The sequence below is a fragment of the Caballeronia sp. AZ7_KS35 genome (genome assembly GCF_023631045.1).
GTDB classification, from domain to species: domain Bacteria; phylum Pseudomonadota; class Gammaproteobacteria; order Burkholderiales; family Burkholderiaceae; genus Caballeronia; species Caballeronia zhejiangensis.
The window spans coordinates 28,156-45,036 of record NZ_JALQDV010000045.1; the positions used below are offsets into that span (position 1 = coordinate 28,156).

Sequence of the window (16,881 nt, forward strand, 5' to 3'; positions counted from 1 at the left end):
TTTTCGTGATATGAAACGCAGTTCCGGTGCGGAACGCCTCGCTTTGGCAGCGCAAACAATAGCATCTGTTCGTCACCAGAAACGAACGTTTGAAGATACCGAAAACTCAGGAGACGTCATGTCAGTCATCGCTGACCCAAACATTGCCGCGAGCGAACGATCCGCACAGGCTCACTTGATGGCGCGTCGCGCCGTGGCGGGCGCCACCGTCGGTACGGCGCTGGAATGGTTCGACTTCGCGTTGTACGGCGTGGTCGCGGCCACGATCTTTCCCAAGCTGTTCTTCCCGTCCCTCGACCCGACCGCCTCACTGCTCGCATCGCTCGCGAGCTTCTGGGCCGGGCTTGCCGCGCGGCCCCTCGGCGCGGTGATCTGCGGCATGCTCGGCGATCGTTGGGGACGCCGCAACCTCATGCTGATAACGGTCTCGGTGATGGGCGCGTCGTCGTTCCTGATGGGACTGCTGCCCACTTATCAGCAAGTCGGCATCCTCGCGCCCACGTTGCTGGTCTCGTTGCGCATCGTTCAGGGTTTCGCGCTCGGCGGGGAATCGACGGGCGCGCAGTTGATGGCCGTCGAACACGCATCCGCTTCGAAGCGCGGGCTGTATTCGGGCCTGCTCGGCATTTGCTCGCCGCTCAGCCAGATACTCGCCAATCTCGCGCTCTTCACGTTGTCCGCCTTGCTGTCGGCCGATGACTTTGAATCGTTCGGATGGAGAATCCCGTTCCTCGCGAGTTTCGTGCTCGTGCTGCTCGGCATCTATATCCGCATGAAGGTCAGCGAGACGCCGGCATTCGAGGCGCTCAGGAAGAAAGGCGAAGGCGCGCGCGCCGCGAATCCCCTCGGCGTCGTATTCAAGTTCCACTGGCGCACCGCGCTGCGCCTCACGCTGTTCTTCTGCGGCCCGGCTGCGCTGTTCTATCTGATCGTGGTGTTCTCGCTCAGCTATCTGACGAAGAACCTCGGCGTGCCCAAACAGACCGGCTTCATGCTGCTGATGGTCGCCAATGTCTGCGCCATCGTGGGCGCTCTGGCGGGCGGCTATCTGAGCGACCGGATCGGGCGCAAGCGCGCGCTGATGATCGGCTCGTTCTGCACGCTGATCTGCTGCCTGATCTACTTTCCGATCCTCAATCAGCACTCCATCGCCATGACGATGGCCGTGATGGGCGCCTTCCTCGGCTTCACACAGTTCCAGAGCGGCATTCAGCCGGTGTGGTTCGCAGAATCGTTTCCGACCGAAGCGCGCTACACGGGCTCCGCGCTGTCCTACTCCGGCGCCAATCTGCTCACCGGCGGACCGATGCCGATCGTCGCGGTCGCGCTGCTCAATGCCTTTCACGGTTCACCGTGGGCCATCGTCGCTGTCTGCGGCTCGCTGAACCTGCTTTCCTTCCTCATGATCGCGACGTCGCGGGAAACCAAAGACACGTCCCTCGAACGCAGCGCTACCCACTGACACCATGGCTCGCAAACTCTACATTCTCAACGGCTCCAATCTGAACATGCTCGGCGCACGGGAGCCGCACATCTACGGGCATACGACGCTAAAGGACATCGAACAGAACTGTCTCGCGCTCGGCGAGACGCTCAAGTTCGACTGCGTATTCCGTCAGACCAACAGCGAAAGTCAACTGATCGACTGGATTCAGGAGGCGTTCTTGCAGGACGCCGCGCTGATCATCAACCCGGCAGGTTTTTCGTTCGGGCGGATTCCGGTGCTCGACGCGGTCAAGCTGATTCGCCGGCCGGTGGTGGAAGTGCACATCACGAACATTCATCGGCGCTCAGAGGAGTATCGCCATTCGACGATCTCGGTGGCCGCCACCGCGGTCATCTGCGGAGCCGGCGCGAACGGCTACTTGCTCGCGATCCGCGCGGTCGACGACCTTTGGGGCGATCAAAGCTGAGTCTCGCAATACGCGGCCGCTGCGTCCGTCAACGCAAGGCCGCGCAATTCTTCCGGCGACGCCCAATGCACGGCGATGATCTCGCGATTATCGAGCCGCAATTCGGGCATCGCATCGAGATGCAGCTCGAAGAAATGCACGGTGTCGCGCCGCCCGTCCCATATGCCGCACGCGCTGCCCGCAGGGCGTAGCGGATGCGACGTGAGGCCGATCTCTTCTTCGAGTTCGCGCAGCGCCGCGGCATGAGGCGTCTCGCCCGGGTCGATACTTCCGCCGGGCAAGTTCCATTCGAGCCGATACGACGGCTTCACCAGGAGGAGCATCGATCCGACGTAGATCGCCACGAGCGCGCCTTCGTGCTCAGGCTGTCGAAGGCTCCACCACGCGCGCGCGAGCCGGAACGCGACGCGAAGCATCACGCGCCAGACAGAGTCGATCAGCGTGGCCGGCCGCGCCTGGTCGTGATTGCGCGTGGGGGCTCGCTCCTTTCGTTGCATCGTCAGAGAGTCTTTCCGTTTCGTTGCGTTCATGCGGCACAGTTTATCGCGCGTGCTCATGCAGCCTGAACCGCGTCACCGCGCAATCTGAACACCGCCACCGCGTCACGCAGCGACGCGGACTGTTCCGCCAGCGCGTGCGCGGCCGCGGACGCCTGCTCGACCAGCGCGGCATTCTGCTGCGTGACTTCGTCCATTTGCGTCACGGCCAGATTGACTTGCTCGATGCCGCTGCGCTGCTCTTCCGACGCCGCCGAAATCTCGCCGACGACGCCCGTCACGCGTTGCACCGAACCGACGATATCGGCGATGATCGCGCCCGCATCGCGCACCAGCGCCGCGCCGGTTTCGACGCGGCCCGTCGACTGTTCGATCAGCACCTTGATCTCCTTCGCCGCCGACGCGCTGCGTTGCGCGAGCGAGCGAACTTCGGCCGCGACGACCGCAAAGCCGCGCCCTTCCTCGCCGGCGCGCGCTGCTTCCACGGCCGCGTTCAACGCGAGGATGTTGGTCTGGAACGCGATGGCATCGATGACGGCGATGATCTCGCTCACCTTGCCCGAGCTTTCGGAGATGCCTTGCATGGTCTCGATGACCTGCTCCATCGTGTCGCCACCGGACGCAGCGGTTTGCCATGCGGTTTGCGCGAGCGACGACGCAGCGGCCGCGTGCTCCGCGTTCTGCCGCACGGTCGCCGTGATTTCTTCCATGCTGGCCGCGGTTTCCTGCAGCGATGCGGCCTGTTCCTCGGTACGCGAGGACAGATCGAGATTGCCCGATGCGATCTGCGCGCTCGCGGTCGCGACGCCTTCCGCGTTATGACGCACCTGCCCGACCACCTTCGCGAGACTCGTCTGCATGTGCTTGAGCGCGACGAGCAGTTCCGCGATTTCGTCCTTGCCGCGCGCATCGAACTCGAGCGACAGATCGCCCGTTGCAACAGCCTGCGCGCAGCCCAGCGCACGATTGAGCGGACGCGACACGCTGCGGCTGAACACGTATCCGCCGATGAGCGCGAGCGCCAGCACGACGAGCATCAACGCGATGCTGGCGAACGATGCCTGCCGCGCATCGGCGTCGGCTTGCGCGGAGACGCGGGCGCTGTCGGCGGCAATTTTCCTCGCGGCCTGTTCGAGCAGCTCGGCCGGTTCACGGTCGACGCCTGCAACTGCGCTATCCCCGGCAGATGCCTCGGATCCCGCTGACTTGAACGCTTCGAAGCCGCGCCGGTATCCCGTGCCCATCGCGAGGTGCGCGGACGCGAATCGCTCGATCAGATCGCGGCTTTCTCCTGCGGGCAGCGTGCGCTTGAGTTCGTCCGCGAGCTTGTTGACGGTGCGCTCGCGGGTTTCGAAAGCGCTCCAGTACTTCTGCAGCTTCTGCGGATCCTTGCCGCGCAGGAGCGTGTCCTTCCACTCCTGCACCTGCAGCTTGAACGTGACGAGCATCTCCGAAACCATGCGCTCGCTGGCGACGTTGGCCGCGACTTCGGTGCGGTAGGCGTCGATGGAGCCGTTGAGCGCGAAAATGCCATAGAGGGCGCCGGCGAACATCAAAACGAGCGCGGCGGCGAATGCGAGGGGAATCTTGAGACTGAGTTTCATCGGGAAAGTGTGGATAGACGCTGCGAGCGCTTTGGGACGCGGATCGCTGGTTTATCGGCAACCCCGGCCGGAACTGGAGGGCGGCGAGCCCGAAAAACGCCATGAGCCGCCCGTTTGGGATCAGTTACGGACGGCCATTCCATCGACGAACCGGGCTATTCTGAAATGGCGCTTTGGCCCCCGCCTCGGCGCGCTCGCAACGCATGGCCCGCCCTCTCTCACGGCGGGCTTTTTCTCGTATCGGTGACAGATTGAGCAAAGAATTGACGGTAATCGACCGCCATATTCAAGACTGCAAGGGGATGATCGCCCGGCAGCAGACGCGCCTCGCAAAGCAAAGGCAACTCGGACGCGAAGATCAGTCTTCCGCGTATCTTCTACGCTGCCTGCAACATAACCTGCATGCACTGATCGGCGCGCGCGTCGCGTTTTGCTCTTCCGACGTGCGCGATTTGTCCCTTCCGTCCCTCTGATCACGATGCAAAGCGCCGTGAGCGCTTCATACGAGTCTCGCTCTCCACACGCCTGAGCATTTTTACGTCGTCTTCATGTGCGCGGGTTTATGCTGAAGTGCTTGCTTCGCCACGCGTCCGTAAAGGAGTCGACATGGTCAGCGCGCTGTCAGCCTTCATCGCGCGATTGGGCTTCGCGAGAACCGCGCCGGGCCGCGTCGCGCCATTCGGCGAGAGCCGTCATGTGATGGTTCACGTAACCATCGACGCAAAACATGCCACGCCGCTGCGCCGCTCGCTCGTGCGCGACTGCGTGGGCGAACCGTGGACGATACGCGTCACGCCACTGCACGAACGCGATCGCGTCCGGCTCACGCTGATCCTGCCGCGAACGGCCCTCCACGGCGCGATCGATCGTCTGTCCGACGTCGCGCCATCGGCAAAAGTAAGCGGCTTGCTCGAAGTTCCGGACACGCCTTCCGATGCCTGGCGCAACCTCATGGAACGCAGCGTTTCGATCGGCGGTGATTCGGCGGCGCATATCGTCAAGCCGCGCGACGAACCGACTTCGCTATCCGGCCTGCTGACGCCGGAGCACATATTGCTCGGCGCGGATATCGCGAATCGGGACGCGCTTTTCAGCACGATCGGGCGCTTCGTCGACGATCGATATGGATTCGCGGCGGATCAAGTCACGTCATGCCTCGCGGCCCGCGAGGCGCTCGGTTCGACCGCGCTTGGCGAAGGCGTTGCCGTCCCGCACGGACAACTCGAAGAAGTGAATCAGGCGATGGCGCTGTATATCCGCCCCGCAGCGCCGATTCCCTACGCCGCGCCCGATGGAAAGCCCGTAACGGATGTGATCGCCCTCTTCGTTCCCGAGCGCGTGAGCATGACGCATCTGCATTTGCTCGGTGAAGTCGCGGAGCACTTTTGCGATCATCGGTTCCGCGAGCAACTTCATTTCTGCCGCAATGCGACTGCGGTATGCAGGCTTTTCGCGGATTTCCCCGTCAGCGGACCCGCGCGAAGCGCGACGTAATTTATTTCGCCATCCTACCTTGTTTCCGCCTGCGGAACTTCGATCGGCTTTACTTCGACGGGTGCGGTGCCATCCTTTTTGATCCCGAGCTTGTCCGCCGTCTTCGGCGATACATCCACGATCCGGTTCTTCGCATAAGGACCGCGGTCCTTGATCTCGACGACATCGCTGTTGCCGTTCTCGAGATTCGTGACGCGCGCCTTGGTGCCGAGCGGAAGGGTCTTGCTCGCGGCCGCGTTGGACTGCGGATCCATGTGTGTGCCATCGGCCATTTTTTTCTTGTAGAACTTGCGGCCGTAGTACGAAGCCTCGCCCTTGCGCGGCTTGCCTGAGCGATCGATCCCGCTTGCATGCGCGGACTTCGCCTTGGCGTGATGACGATGATGATTCGGCGATGCCGTCTCGCGCGCCGCATAAGCGCTGCTCAAACACGTCGACATCAACGCGCATACGAATGCCCGAAGCCGCTTCATGTTCTTATCCTCTCGAATCCGATGTCCCGACTTTGCATCGGCGTAGCAGACTTCGGACCGTTTCCCTCTGCGCAATACGCTTGTATAGTGCGAGAGCCCACGATACTGTCGATGAGAGGAACCGTATGAATCAGAAGAACAAGAGGCGTCTTTTGCTCACCGGCGGCATGGCGGCGGCGGCGCTGTGCATTGCCGGATGCACGACCACGGGTCCGTCGTCCGGCGAAACCGCAGCCGGCACGGCCGATCGCGATCGCGCCATCGACGCCGCCGTCGATGCGACGCTGCAACGGTTATATGTTTCCGTGAACGGCTCGCGCGAACTCGTGAGCAAGGCGCGCGGCGTGCTCGTTTTTCCTCGCGTGATCGCGGCGGGCTTCTGGTTCGGCGCGCAATATGGCGAAGGCGCATTGCGTATCGATGGCCGCACCGACGGCTACTACAGCACGGCGGGCGGCTCGTTCGGCTTGCAGATTGGCGCGCAATCGAAAGCGATCATCTATGTGTTCCTGACCGACGATGCGCTCGCGCAATTCCGTCGGCGCGACGGCTGGGCGGCCGGCACCGATGCGACCGTCGCGGTCGCCAGGCTCGGCGCGAACGGCCAGCTCGATACGACCACGGCCACGAATCCCGTCGAGGTCTTCGTGCTGACGAATGCCGGTCTCATGGCCGGCGTGTCGCTCGAAGGCACGAAGGTCAGCCGGCTGAGTCCGTAACCGCGCTCACAGATCCTTCACCAGACGAAGCGCGTCATAGATCGCGGCGTGCGTGTTGCGCGCCGACACCGCATCGCCGATTCTGAAAAGCTGGAACTGTCCTTCGGGATTCGTCTCTCCGCTCTGCGGCCTGCCGTCGATGAGTTCGTCGTAATTCACCGCGCCGCGGTTCTTCGATAGCGGCTTGAGCTCGAAGTAAAGCTCGTCCATCGGAATCGTGCCGTGATTGACGACGATCTGATCGTGACGCTGCTCCTTCGTCACTCCGCCGTAATCGCTGCCGATGGTCGCCACCAGTTCACCGCCCTCGCGACGCACCGATTCCAGCCGGAACGTCACCGTGAAGGTGGTCGCGAGCTTTTGCAGCGAGCGCATGTAGGGCACGAGATTCATGCTCATGACTTCGGGCGAGAACGAGCGGTCGGGCGTCATCACTTCCACCTTGCCGCCCGCCTGCGCGATCGTTTCGGCAGCCTGAAGCGCGGCGTGATCGCCGGCATCGTCGAAGATGAGCACGTTCGCGCCGGGCTTCACGTCGCCGGAAATGATGTCCCACGACGAGACCACATGCTCGTTGCCTTCGCTGCAAACCTCCGTGTGCGGCATGCCGCCGGTCGCGACGATCACTACATCGGGTTGCGCCGCGAGCACCGTTTCCGTATCCGCCCACGTATTGAACTTGAACCGCACGCCGAGCTTTTCGCACTGCGCCATGCGCCAGTCGATGATGCCCATCATCTCCTTGCGGCGGACGTTCTGCGCGGTGAGACGAATCTGGCCGCCGGGATCGTTCATCGCTTCGAGCACGACGACGTCATGCCCGCGCTCGCCCGCGACGCGCGCCGCTTCGAGTCCCGCCGGCCCCGCGCCGACGATCACGATCCTGCGCTTCGTCGCGGCCGGCGCGATGGTGTGCGGCATCTCGAGTTCGCGGCCCGTCGCGGCATTGTGGATGCACAGCGCCATGCCGCCCTGATAGATGCGATCGAGACAATAGTTCGCGCCCACGCACGGACGGATGTCGTCCTCCCTGCGCTCGATGATCTTGCGCACGATATGCGGATCGGTCATGTGCGCGCGCGTCATGCCGACCATGTCGAGCTTGCCGGCTTCGATCGCATAGCGCGCCGTGGCGACGTCCTGAATGCGCCCGGCATGAAACGTCGGAAAGTCCGTCGCCCGCCTGATCTCGCCCGCGAACTCCAGATGCGGCGCGCTCTTCATGCCCATGATCGGGATCACGTCGGTCAGGGCGGCATCCGTTTCCAGATGCCCGCGAATGACGTTGAGAAAATCGACGAGACCGCTGTTCTTGAGGCGCATCGAAATCTCGATGCCCTCTTCCTTCGTGATGCCGCCCGCGAGCATTTCATCGGCCGTATAGCGAAGGCCGACGAGAAAGCGCTCCCCGACGCGCTCGCGAATCGCGCGCAACACATCGAACGTGAAGCGCATGCGGTTATCGAGCGAACCGCCATATGGACCTTCGAGCGTATTCGTCAGAGGCGACCAGAACTGGTCCATCAAATGACCATACGATTCGATCTCCATCCCGTCGAGCCCGGCTGCTTTCATGCGCTCGGCCGCATCCGCGAAATCGCGCACGATGCGTTCGATGTCCCAGTCTTCCAGCTTCTTCGGGAAGGTCCTGTGCGCAGGCTCGCGGCAATGCGAAGGCGACACCGCGGGCAGCCAGTCGCCCGTGTCCCAGCGCGTGCGCCGGCCCAGATGCGTCAGCTGGATCATCACCTTCGCGCCGTGCTCGTGACATTCGTCGACGAGATCCTTCATCCACGGCACCACTTCGTCCTTGTACGCGAGGATGTTGTTGAAGACCGGCGGACTGTCCTTCGAAACCGCTGCGGAGCCGGCTGTCATCGTCAATGCGATTCCCGCTTTCGCCCTTTCGACGTGATACGCCCGATAACGCTCCTTCGGCATCCCGTCGTCGGCGTAAGCCGGTTCATGCGAGGTCGTCATGATCCGGTTTCGAAACGTGAGATGTTTCAGCGTATAGGGCTGCAGCAGCGGATCCGTGGACATGAGCGCCTCTTCGAAGCAAGTGGGAACGAACGCCGGTTGTGAATCAAGCGTAGAAGCTCTGTACACATGTGTCAAGTAGAGAGACAATGGTGTACAGCGGAACGCATACAGGAAAAAAACGAAATGGATCAGACCCTCGACGCGGTGCGCGGCTCCGCCGACATGTGGCTGGACGCGGCGTACGAAGGGCTTCTCGAAGGAGGCGTGGATGCGGTCCGCATACTTCCGCTCGCGAAGAAGCTGAATCTTTCGCGCACGAGTTTTTACTGGTTCTTCAAGGACCGCGAGGAACTGCTTGCCGCGTTGCTCGGCCGATGGAAGCAGAAGAACACCGGCCACTGGATCGAACGAACCGAGGCATACGCGGACAGCGTGTGCGAAGCGATGCTCAACGTCTTCGACTGCTGGTTCGACGATTCGCTCTTCGACTCGCGCTTCGAAGCCGCGATGCGCAGTTGGTCGCAGCAATCGCAGGAGATCGCGGAGCAGATGGCGCAGGACGATGCGCAACGCATCGCGGCATTGACGGCGCTGTTCGTGCGCTTCGACTATGAACCGCGCGCCGCCGACGTCCGCGCGCGCGTCGCGTATTACACGCAGGCCGGCTATGTGTCGATGAAGCTCCACGAAGACATGGCGGTGCGCATGTCGCGCATTCCGGAATACGTCGAAGTTTTCACCGGCGTGCGGCCGCAGCAACACGAGCTTCAGCGCTTCTACTCGCGGCGCAACTTCGAGTTCGAGTGAGCGGCCGCTTATTGCCGCTTATTGCAGCTTATTGCAGCTTATTGCCGCTTGAGGCCAATCCCTTGGCGGAATCGGTCAGGTGCGACGTGAGTCCGATCGCCCGGCATAGGCTTGTGCGAAACATTCAGTCCGCGTGCAGCCGGTCTATTCCGCCTTTGGGGCCATCATGTACAAAATCCTCAGTCCGATTGGAACCGAGATAGAAATTCCGGAAACGGTCGAAGAAAATTCGGCCACGTTCGACCTGACCGACCTCGCTGGCGCAAAGCAATACTACGAGGAAAACGGCTATGTGGTCGTGCGCCGCGTCGTGGACGGGGCCGCGTGCGATTCGATCCGCAATGCATTCGATAAAACGGTCAAGCAGTACCCGGGATACATCTACCGGCAGGCCACTGCGAATCCGGAAAAAAACCGGATCAACGAATACGGCTTCGTGATGAATCCGCTGCTCAACCTTCAGTCGCTCGGCGACGTAGCGTTCGCGCCGCTCAAGAATCTCGCGGTGAAGGCGTTCGCGAGCAGGCCTGTCAAAGCCATTACACGCGAGATTTTTTCGGAAGAAGGCAAGCTCGTGCAGAGCATGTATTTCGAAGGCAACGCGGAGACGTGGCCGCATCAGGACACGTATTACCTCGATAGCGAATTGATCGGCACGATGGTCGGATGCTGGTACGCGCTCGAAGATATCGACGCGGGAGCCGGGCGTTTCTTCGTCGTGCCGCAAAGTCATCGCATCGACATGGTGAAGAACGGAAAAAACTTCGACGTCGCGTTCAATCACGGCCAGTACAAGGAGCTGGTCAAGAAGATCCTCTCCGAACAACGGCTCGAATTTCGCGCGCCATTCCTGCAAAAGGGCGACGTGCTTCTATGGAATTCGAAAACGATTCACGGCAGTCTGCGCACGACGCGTCCGCAATTTTCGCGCAGCTCTCTGACGTCGCATTTCATTCCGGTTTCTCACCGCTTCCTGCAGTTCCAGTCGAAGATCAAGCCGCTGAATCTGCGCGAGTTCAACGGCATGGCGTTCAATTGCCCGAAGGACATGGAGCGGTTATCGAGCCGCGTCGTGCTGGGCATCGAAACGACCTTTCCCAGGACATTCCAGATGGCAAAGAAACTGGCCATCAAGGCGCTCGTGAAATGAGATTCGCTCGAGTCATTCGATAGCGAGCGGATGCCAGACGACATCGTCACGCCGCCTTTGCGTCATCGGGACGTTCCGCCAGAAGCTCGCGCATCGCGTTGAGCGCGGCCGAAAAATGCCCCTTGCGCCAGACGAGCAAGGTGTCGATGCGACCGAATTCGCCCATCGGATGCAGATCCACTTCGTCATCCAGACGCGCGAGTTCGAGCACCGAGCGCGGCGCCACCGCGACGCCCGCACCGGCCGCCACGCACGCGACGATCGCGTGATACGAACCCAGTTCCAGCACCCGCGCGGGACGGATGCCCTGCTGCTCGTACCAGCGCGTCGCGTATGAGCGATACGCGCAGCCACGCTCGAACGCGATGAGCGTGAGGCCGGCGCTCGCCTGCGCCATCGTCGACGGATGCTGCCCGCGCGGCGTGACGAGCGTCAGTTCCTCCTCGAACACTGGCACGGACTCGAATTGCTCGGCGGGCAGCGTGTCGGGCTCGATCGGCCGCGCCATCACCGCCGCGTCGACTTCGAACGCACGCACGCTGTCGATGAGCGCGCGCGTCACGCCCGTCGTCAGTTCGAGCGTGACCTGCGGCCAGCGCTGGTGATACGCGGCCAGCACGCGCGGCAGACGGCTCGCGGCGGTGCTCTCCATCGTCCCGAGCCGCAGCCGCCCCTGCGGACGATCCTCGCTGACCGCATGACGCGCCTCCTCCGCGAGCGCGAGCAGACGTTCGGCATACGGCAGCAGGGTTTCGCCGGCGGGCGTCAGCACGAGACGGCGGCCATCGCGGATGAAGAGATCGGTGCCGAGCGTCTCCTCCAGTTGACGGATGCGCGTCGTCACGTTCGACTGCACGCGATTGAGCTTCGCGGCCGCGCGCGTCACGCCGTTTTCGCGCACGACGGCCCTGAAAATGTTCAATGCAGACAAATCCATGATCTTTTCCGAAGATTGATCGCATCTCGATTATTCATTTTTCAAGATGGATCGGTCAAGCTACGATGGGGTTTATCCCTTCTTCGCCGACCGACTCATGGCCTCGCACGCTCACGCTTCGCCGCTGCCCGCGCATCACGCCCGAAACGCCGCGCTCGCGTGCGCCGTCGTGCTGGCGGTGGCGCTCGGCGTCGGCCGGTTCGCCTTCACGCCGCTCCTTCCGCTGATGCTCAACAGCGGCGGGCTCGATATCCGGCACGGCGGCTGGCTCGCATCGGCCAATTACGCCGGCTATCTGATCGGCGCGTTGTCGTGCGCGGCGATCCGCATCGATCACGCGCGCATGGTGCGTCTCGCGCTCGCGTGGACCATCGCGCTGACGCTCGCGATGGGCATCATCCATCTCTTCTGGATGTGGGCCGCGATACGTTTCGCGGCGGGCGTCGTCAGCGCGTGGGCCTTCGTGTTCGCGTCGCAATGGGGATTGCGCCGGCTCGCGGAACTCGATGCGCACGGTCTCGCCGGCGTCATCTACGCGGGGCCGGGCGTGGGCATCGTCGCGACCGGTTTGCTCGGCGCGGCCGCCGCGGCGCTCGGCGTGCCCGCGCCATCGGTATGGATCGGATTCGCGCTCTGCTCGGCGGTGGCGGGCGTGTTCGTGTGGCAGGCGTTCGCGCATCGGGCGCCGGTCGCGCGCAGCCCGGCGCATGCCGCCAAAAGCGTGGCGAACGCATCGGCGCGCGTCGATTCGATCGGGCTCGTCGGCCTTTACGGTCTTGCGGGATTCGGCTACATCATCACCGCGACGTTTCTGCCCGTCATCGCGCGACAGGCCTTGCCGGGCTCGCCGTGGCCCGATCTCTTCTGGCCTGCCTTCGGACTGGCGCTGATCGCCGGCGCGCTGGTCGCCGCGCGGCTGCCGCTGTCGTGGGACAACCGGCTGCTTTGCGCTGCGTGCTATCTGATTCAGGCGCTCGGCATCTTGCTCGGCATCGTGTTTCCGAGCGCGCTCGGCTTCGGCATCGGCAGTCTGCTGCTGGGCTTGCCGTTCACGGCCATCACCCTGTTCGCGATGCGCGAAGCGCGCCGTCTGCGTGGCGAAGCCGCAGCCGGATTGATGGGATACGCGACCGCCTCATACGGGCTCGGTCAGATCGCGGGACCGCTCGTCGCCGCACCGATCGCCGCGCACACCGGATCGTTTTCCATCGCGCTGTGGATCGCGGTCGCGGCGCTCGGATTCGGCGCGGCCGGATTGACGTGGCTCGGAATGCGCAACAAGGCAAGCGCCGCGTAAGCAACAGGATCGTCCTATCCGCGCGCGCGGGCCGCGTGTCACAGTGGCGGGCATCCTCTGACGTGGAGCATGCCGTGTCCGCTGCCGAAACATCCACTCTGCTGTATCGCCCTTTCACCGCCGATGACATCGCCGCCGCTCACGCGCTTTCGGTCGAAGTCAAATGGCCGCATCGCGCCGACGACTGGCGCTTCGTGCTCGACGCCGGCGCGGGCTTCATCGCGCAGGAAGGCGAGCGTGTCGTCGGCACCGCGCTGTGCTGGAAGTACGGCGACGATGGCGGATCGCTCGGCATGGTGATCGTCGCGCCGGACTGCCAGGGCAAAGGCATCGGCCGCAAGCTGATGGAACTGCTGCTCGAAGCGCTCGGCAAGCGCATCACCGTGCTGCACGCGACGCCCGCAGGCGAGCCGCTTTACGCGAAGCTCGGGTTCGCGCGCATCGGTGCGATTCATCAGCATCAATCCGCCGATTTCGCCGTGCCGCGCATCGATCTCGCGCAAGGCGAGCGCCTGCGTGCGATCGATCCGCGCGATACGGATGCACTCGTCGCGCTTGCATCGCGCGCAAGCGGACTCGATCGAAGCACGCTCCTGCCTGCGCTGCTGAAAGTTGCCGACGGCATCGTGCTCGAACGCGACGGCGAAGTGCTGGGCTTCGCACTGATCCGCGAATTCGGGCGCGGCCATGCGATCGGTCCGGTGGTCTCCGTCACCGCCGACGCGCAGCACGCGCGCCGCGCGCAAGCGCTCATCGCCCATTGGCTCGCGCATGAGGAAGGCAAGTTCACGCGCATCGACACGCCCGATGAAAGCGGCTTGTCGGCGTGGCTCGAAAGCATCGGCATGAAACGCGTCGATACCGTCATCAAGATGGCGCGCAATGGCACGCCGCCGCGTGACGCATCGGTAGCGCAGTTTGCGATCATCAACCAGGCGCTGGGTTGAACGCCGATGACGATCCTCTATAAAGCCGATCCCGAACGCGGCAAGCAATGGGCCACGCACTTCGCGCTGAAAGCGCCCGACGTGCCGTTTCGCGTATGGCCCGATATCGGCGATGCCAATGCCGTGCGCTATCTCGCCGCGTGGCAGCCGCCCGCGGATGTCATGCAGACATTCCCCAATCTCGACGTGATCTTCTCGGTCGGCGCGGGCATCGATCAGTTCGACCTGTCCGGCGTGCCGCCGCATGTCGCGGTCGTGCGGATGACGGAGCCGGGCATCGTCGAAGGCATGGTCGAGTATGTGACGCAAGCCGTGCTCACGATTCATCGCGATCTTTTCGATTACGCCGCGCAGCAACGCGAGCGCGTGTGGCGCGAGATGCCGGTGCGCGCGGCTTCGACGCGGCGCGTCGGCGTGCTCGGTCTCGGCATGCTCGGCACCGCCGTGCTGAACACGCTGCGTGCGTTCGGCTTCGATTGCGCGGGCTGGAGCCGTTCGCCGCATGAGATCGAAGGCGTCGAATGTCATGCGGGCGCGGCATCGCTAGATGCGTTTCTCGCGCGCACCGATATCCTCGTGTGCCTGCTGCCGCTCACGGATGCGACGCGCGGGCTTATCGGCAAACGCGTGTTCGAGACCTTGCCGGAGGGCGCATCGTTCATCAATGTCGGGCGCGGTCCGCATGTGATCCAGCAGGATCTGCTCGATGCGCTCGATAGCGGGCATCTGAACGCCGCGATTCTCGACGTCACCGATCCCGAGCCCTTGCCGCGCGAGCATCCTTTCTGGACGCATCCGCGTGTGCGTCTCACGCCGCATATCGCGAGCGCCACGCGGCCCGAAACCGCCGTCGAAATGGTGTTGGAGAACTTGCGCCGTCATCGCGCGGGCGAGCGCATGATCGGCGAAATCGACCGCACGCGCGGCTATTGAATCGTCGGGCAAAGACCGCGAAGGCCGCAGCAGAAAATGCTGCGCGCCCCCCGCAAAACGCTGCGGATTCGCTTTTTGGCGATTTTTTTGGCGATGCACGCGATGCGGCTCTGCCGATAGTATGAAACGGTCAAGAGCCATTCCGCCCCCTTCGCGAAGAGAGAGCCGCATCATGTCGATCAAGTCGCTTGTCGAGTCCGACCGTAAGCATCTGATTCATCCAGTCGTCAGTTATCGCGCGCATGAAGCGCGCGGCGTCACCGTGCTCGATTCCGCCGATGGCGTGTTCCTGCGCGACATCGAAGGCCGCGAACTGCTCGATGCGTTCTCCGGCCTGTGGTGCGTGAACACGGGTTATGGACACGCGAGCATCGTCGAGGCCGCCGCGAAGCAGATGGCGAAACTGCCCTACGCCACGGGCTATTTTCATTTCGGCTCGGAGCCTGCCATCGAACTCGCCGCGAAGCTCGTCGAGCTCGCGCCTGCTTCGCTGCAACATGTGTACTTCACGCTCGGCGGCTCCGATGCCGTCGATTCCGCGCTGCGCTTCATCACGCACTACTACAACGCGACGGGCCGTCCGTCGAAGAAGCATTTCATCGCGCTGCAACGCGGCTATCACGGATCGTCGTCGATCGGCGCGGGCATGACCGCGTTGCCTGCGTTCCATCGCAACTTCGATTTGCCGCTGCCGACGCAGCATCACATTCCTTCGCCGTACGCGTACCGCAACGATTACGCCGATGACGCCGCGCTCATCGCCGCTTCGGTGCAAGCGCTCGAAGCCAAGGTCGCGGAACTCGGCGCGGACAACGTCGCCGCATTCTTCTGCGAGCCGATTCAAGGCTCGGGCGGCGTGATCGTGCCGCCCAAAGGCTGGCTGAAGGCGATGCGCGAAGCGTGCCGCAAGCTCGATATCCTCTTCGTCGCGGATGAAGTCATCACGGGCTTCGGCCGCACTGGCCCGCTCTTCGCGTGCGAAGGCGAAGGCGTCGAGCCCGATCTGATGACGGTCGCGAAGGGACTCACCGCGGGTTATGCGCCGATGGGCGCGGTCCTCATGTCCGATGCGGTCTACCAGGGCATCGCGGATGGCGGAGATGTGTCGGCGGTCATCGGTCATGGACATACGTATTCGGCGCATCCGGTGAGCGCAGCGATCGGCCTCGAAGTGATGCGGCTGTATCACGAAGGCGGCCTGCTCGCGAATGCGCAGTCGCTGGCGCCGCGTTTCGCGCAAGGGCTCGATGCGTTGCTCGATCATCCGCTCGTCGGCGATTCGCGGCATCGCGGCTTGCTCGGCGCGCTCGAACTCGTCGCCGATAAAAACAGCAAGCGCGGCTTCGATGCATCGCTCAAGCTGCCCGACCGCATTGCCGCCGCAGCTTATGCAAACGGCCTCGTGTTCCGCGCATTCGGCGATAACATTCTCGGCTTCGCGCCCGCGCTTTGTTATACCGAAGCGAACTTCGACATGCTGTTCGAGCGCCTCACGAAGACACTCGACGATGTACTCGCGCAAAGCGACGTGCGCGATGCATTGAAAGGCGCATCGGGCTTTAGTTCGCGCGCGGCTGCGTGATAACATCGACCGACCGCCGACATGCGAGACCGAACCCGCCGCGATGAGCACCGACAGCAAGCTGGACCGAATCGATCTGCGTATCCTCTCGCAATTGCAGAAGCGCGGGCGCATCACGAACGTGGAACTCGCCGATGCGGTCGGCCTCTCGCCCAGCCCTTGCCTGATTCGCGTGAAACGGCTGGAAAAGGCGGGTTATATCGTCGGTTATGGCGCGCAGATTCAGCTCGAAAAGCTCGGCGACGTGCAGGTGGTCTTCACCGAAGTCACGCTCGCCGATCATCGCCGCGAAGACTTCATCAACTTCGTGAATGCCGTGAAGGATGTCGACGAGATCGTCGAATGTCATCTCGCGAGCGGCGGTTACGACTATCTGCTCAAGTTCGTCACGCGCAGCGTGAGTCACTATCAAAGTATTATCGAAGGGCTGCTGGAGCGCGGCATCGGCATCGAGAAGTACTTCAGCTACGTCATCATCAAGACGTCGTTCGTGAAGACGCATTACCCGCTCGAAACGCTCTTCTCGCAGAACCATCACTGAGGCG

General features: G+C 63.1%; 16 protein-coding genes. 11 read left to right on the forward strand and 5 right to left on the reverse strand.

The genetic code is table 11. The annotated features are described in order from the left end of the window. Window positions 1–178 precede the first annotated feature (178 nt). Window positions 179–1,462 carry an MFS transporter gene (locus NCT05_RS28120; protein WP_008346933.1) on the forward strand — a complete coding sequence of 428 codons (1,284 nt, stop codon included), beginning with the start codon at window positions 179–181 and terminating at the stop codon, window positions 1,460–1,462. A 4-nt stretch (window positions 1,463–1,466) separates the two neighbouring features. Continuing rightward, window positions 1,467–1,913, forward strand: coding sequence for a type II 3-dehydroquinate dehydratase (locus NCT05_RS28125; RefSeq protein ID WP_008346936.1), 447 nt, complete (start codon window positions 1,467–1,469; stop codon window positions 1,911–1,913). Here NCT05_RS28125 and NCT05_RS28130 read toward each other — a convergent pair. Then, window positions 1,904–2,410: an NUDIX domain-containing protein gene (locus NCT05_RS28130; RefSeq protein ID WP_175981487.1), complete on the reverse strand. Its 507-nt coding sequence runs from the start codon at window positions 2,408–2,410 to the stop codon at window positions 1,904–1,906. The genes NCT05_RS28125 and NCT05_RS28130 overlap by 10 nt on opposite strands. A gap of 56 nt (window positions 2,411–2,466) precedes the next feature. After that, a complete protein-coding gene (locus NCT05_RS28135) occupies window positions 2,467–4,014 on the reverse strand; it encodes a methyl-accepting chemotaxis protein (protein WP_250503697.1) in 1,548 nt (515 codons plus the stop codon). Between the two features lie 606 nt (window positions 4,015–4,620). On the opposite strand from NCT05_RS28135, the gene NCT05_RS28140 reads away from it, so the two are divergent. Then, window positions 4,621–5,508: a PTS sugar transporter subunit IIA gene (locus NCT05_RS28140; RefSeq protein WP_250503698.1), complete on the forward strand. Its 888-nt coding sequence runs from the start codon at window positions 4,621–4,623 to the stop codon at window positions 5,506–5,508. A gap of 14 nt (window positions 5,509–5,522) precedes the next feature. Here the strand turns inward: NCT05_RS28140 and NCT05_RS28145 are convergent, their stop codons facing one another. Beyond that, on the reverse strand, window positions 5,523–5,981 hold the full coding sequence (locus NCT05_RS28145) for a septal ring lytic transglycosylase RlpA family protein (protein ID WP_250503700.1): 459 nt from the start codon (window positions 5,979–5,981) through the stop codon (window positions 5,523–5,525). 125 nt (window positions 5,982–6,106) lie between these two features. Between NCT05_RS28145 and NCT05_RS28150 the strand changes: the two genes are divergently transcribed. Next, window positions 6,107–6,700 (forward strand): BPSL1445 family SYLF domain-containing lipoprotein, encoded by a 594-nt coding sequence (locus NCT05_RS28150; protein WP_008346946.1) that lies wholly within the window; start codon window positions 6,107–6,109, stop codon window positions 6,698–6,700. Window positions 6,701–6,706: 6 nt separating this feature from the next. Here NCT05_RS28150 and NCT05_RS28155 read toward each other — a convergent pair whose 3' ends face one another. Continuing rightward, window positions 6,707–8,743: an NADH:flavin oxidoreductase gene (locus tag NCT05_RS28155; protein WP_008346949.1), complete on the reverse strand. Its 2,037-nt coding sequence runs from the start codon at window positions 8,741–8,743 to the stop codon at window positions 6,707–6,709. A 123-nt stretch (window positions 8,744–8,866) separates the two neighbouring features. Between NCT05_RS28155 and NCT05_RS28160 the strand changes: the two genes are divergently transcribed. Both NCT05_RS28160 and NCT05_RS28165 read left to right on the forward strand, forming a co-directional pair. Beyond that, on the forward strand, window positions 8,867–9,490 hold the full coding sequence (locus tag NCT05_RS28160; RefSeq protein WP_175981473.1) for a TetR/AcrR family transcriptional regulator: 624 nt from the start codon (window positions 8,867–8,869) through the stop codon (window positions 9,488–9,490). Window positions 9,491–9,656: 166 nt separating this feature from the next. Beyond that, window positions 9,657–10,640 carry a phytanoyl-CoA dioxygenase family protein gene (locus NCT05_RS28165; protein ID WP_250503709.1) on the forward strand — a complete coding sequence of 328 codons (984 nt, stop codon included), beginning with the start codon at window positions 9,657–9,659 and terminating at the stop codon, window positions 10,638–10,640. A gap of 46 nt (window positions 10,641–10,686) precedes the next feature. On the opposite strand, the gene NCT05_RS28170 is transcribed toward NCT05_RS28165, so the two are convergent. Next, complete coding sequence (locus NCT05_RS28170; RefSeq protein ID WP_250458247.1) at window positions 10,687–11,577, reverse strand: LysR family transcriptional regulator; 891 nt, start codon at window positions 11,575–11,577, stop codon at window positions 10,687–10,689. A gap of 97 nt (window positions 11,578–11,674) precedes the next feature. Here NCT05_RS28170 and NCT05_RS28175 point away from each other — a divergent pair, with 97 nt between their 5' ends. From NCT05_RS28175 to NCT05_RS28195, 5 genes are all read left to right on the forward strand, one after another. Then, window positions 11,675–12,874, forward strand: a complete 1,200-nt coding sequence (locus NCT05_RS28175) for a YbfB/YjiJ family MFS transporter (RefSeq protein WP_250503710.1) — start codon at window positions 11,675–11,677, stop codon at window positions 12,872–12,874. 74 nt (window positions 12,875–12,948) lie between these two features. Continuing rightward, complete coding sequence (locus NCT05_RS28180) at window positions 12,949–13,821, forward strand: GNAT family N-acetyltransferase (protein ID WP_250503711.1); 873 nt, start codon at window positions 12,949–12,951, stop codon at window positions 13,819–13,821. A gap of 6 nt (window positions 13,822–13,827) precedes the next feature. After that, on the forward strand, window positions 13,828–14,754 hold the full coding sequence (locus NCT05_RS28185; protein ID WP_175981695.1) for a 2-hydroxyacid dehydrogenase: 927 nt from the start codon (window positions 13,828–13,830) through the stop codon (window positions 14,752–14,754). A gap of 172 nt (window positions 14,755–14,926) precedes the next feature. After that, window positions 14,927–16,336 carry an aspartate aminotransferase family protein gene (locus NCT05_RS28190; RefSeq protein WP_175981466.1) on the forward strand — a complete coding sequence of 470 codons (1,410 nt, stop codon included), beginning with the start codon at window positions 14,927–14,929 and terminating at the stop codon, window positions 16,334–16,336. A gap of 43 nt (window positions 16,337–16,379) precedes the next feature. Continuing rightward, on the forward strand, window positions 16,380–16,877 hold the full coding sequence (locus NCT05_RS28195) for an Lrp/AsnC family transcriptional regulator (RefSeq protein ID WP_008346961.1): 498 nt from the start codon (window positions 16,380–16,382) through the stop codon (window positions 16,875–16,877). The last annotated feature ends 4 nt before the right edge of the window (window positions 16,878–16,881 follow it).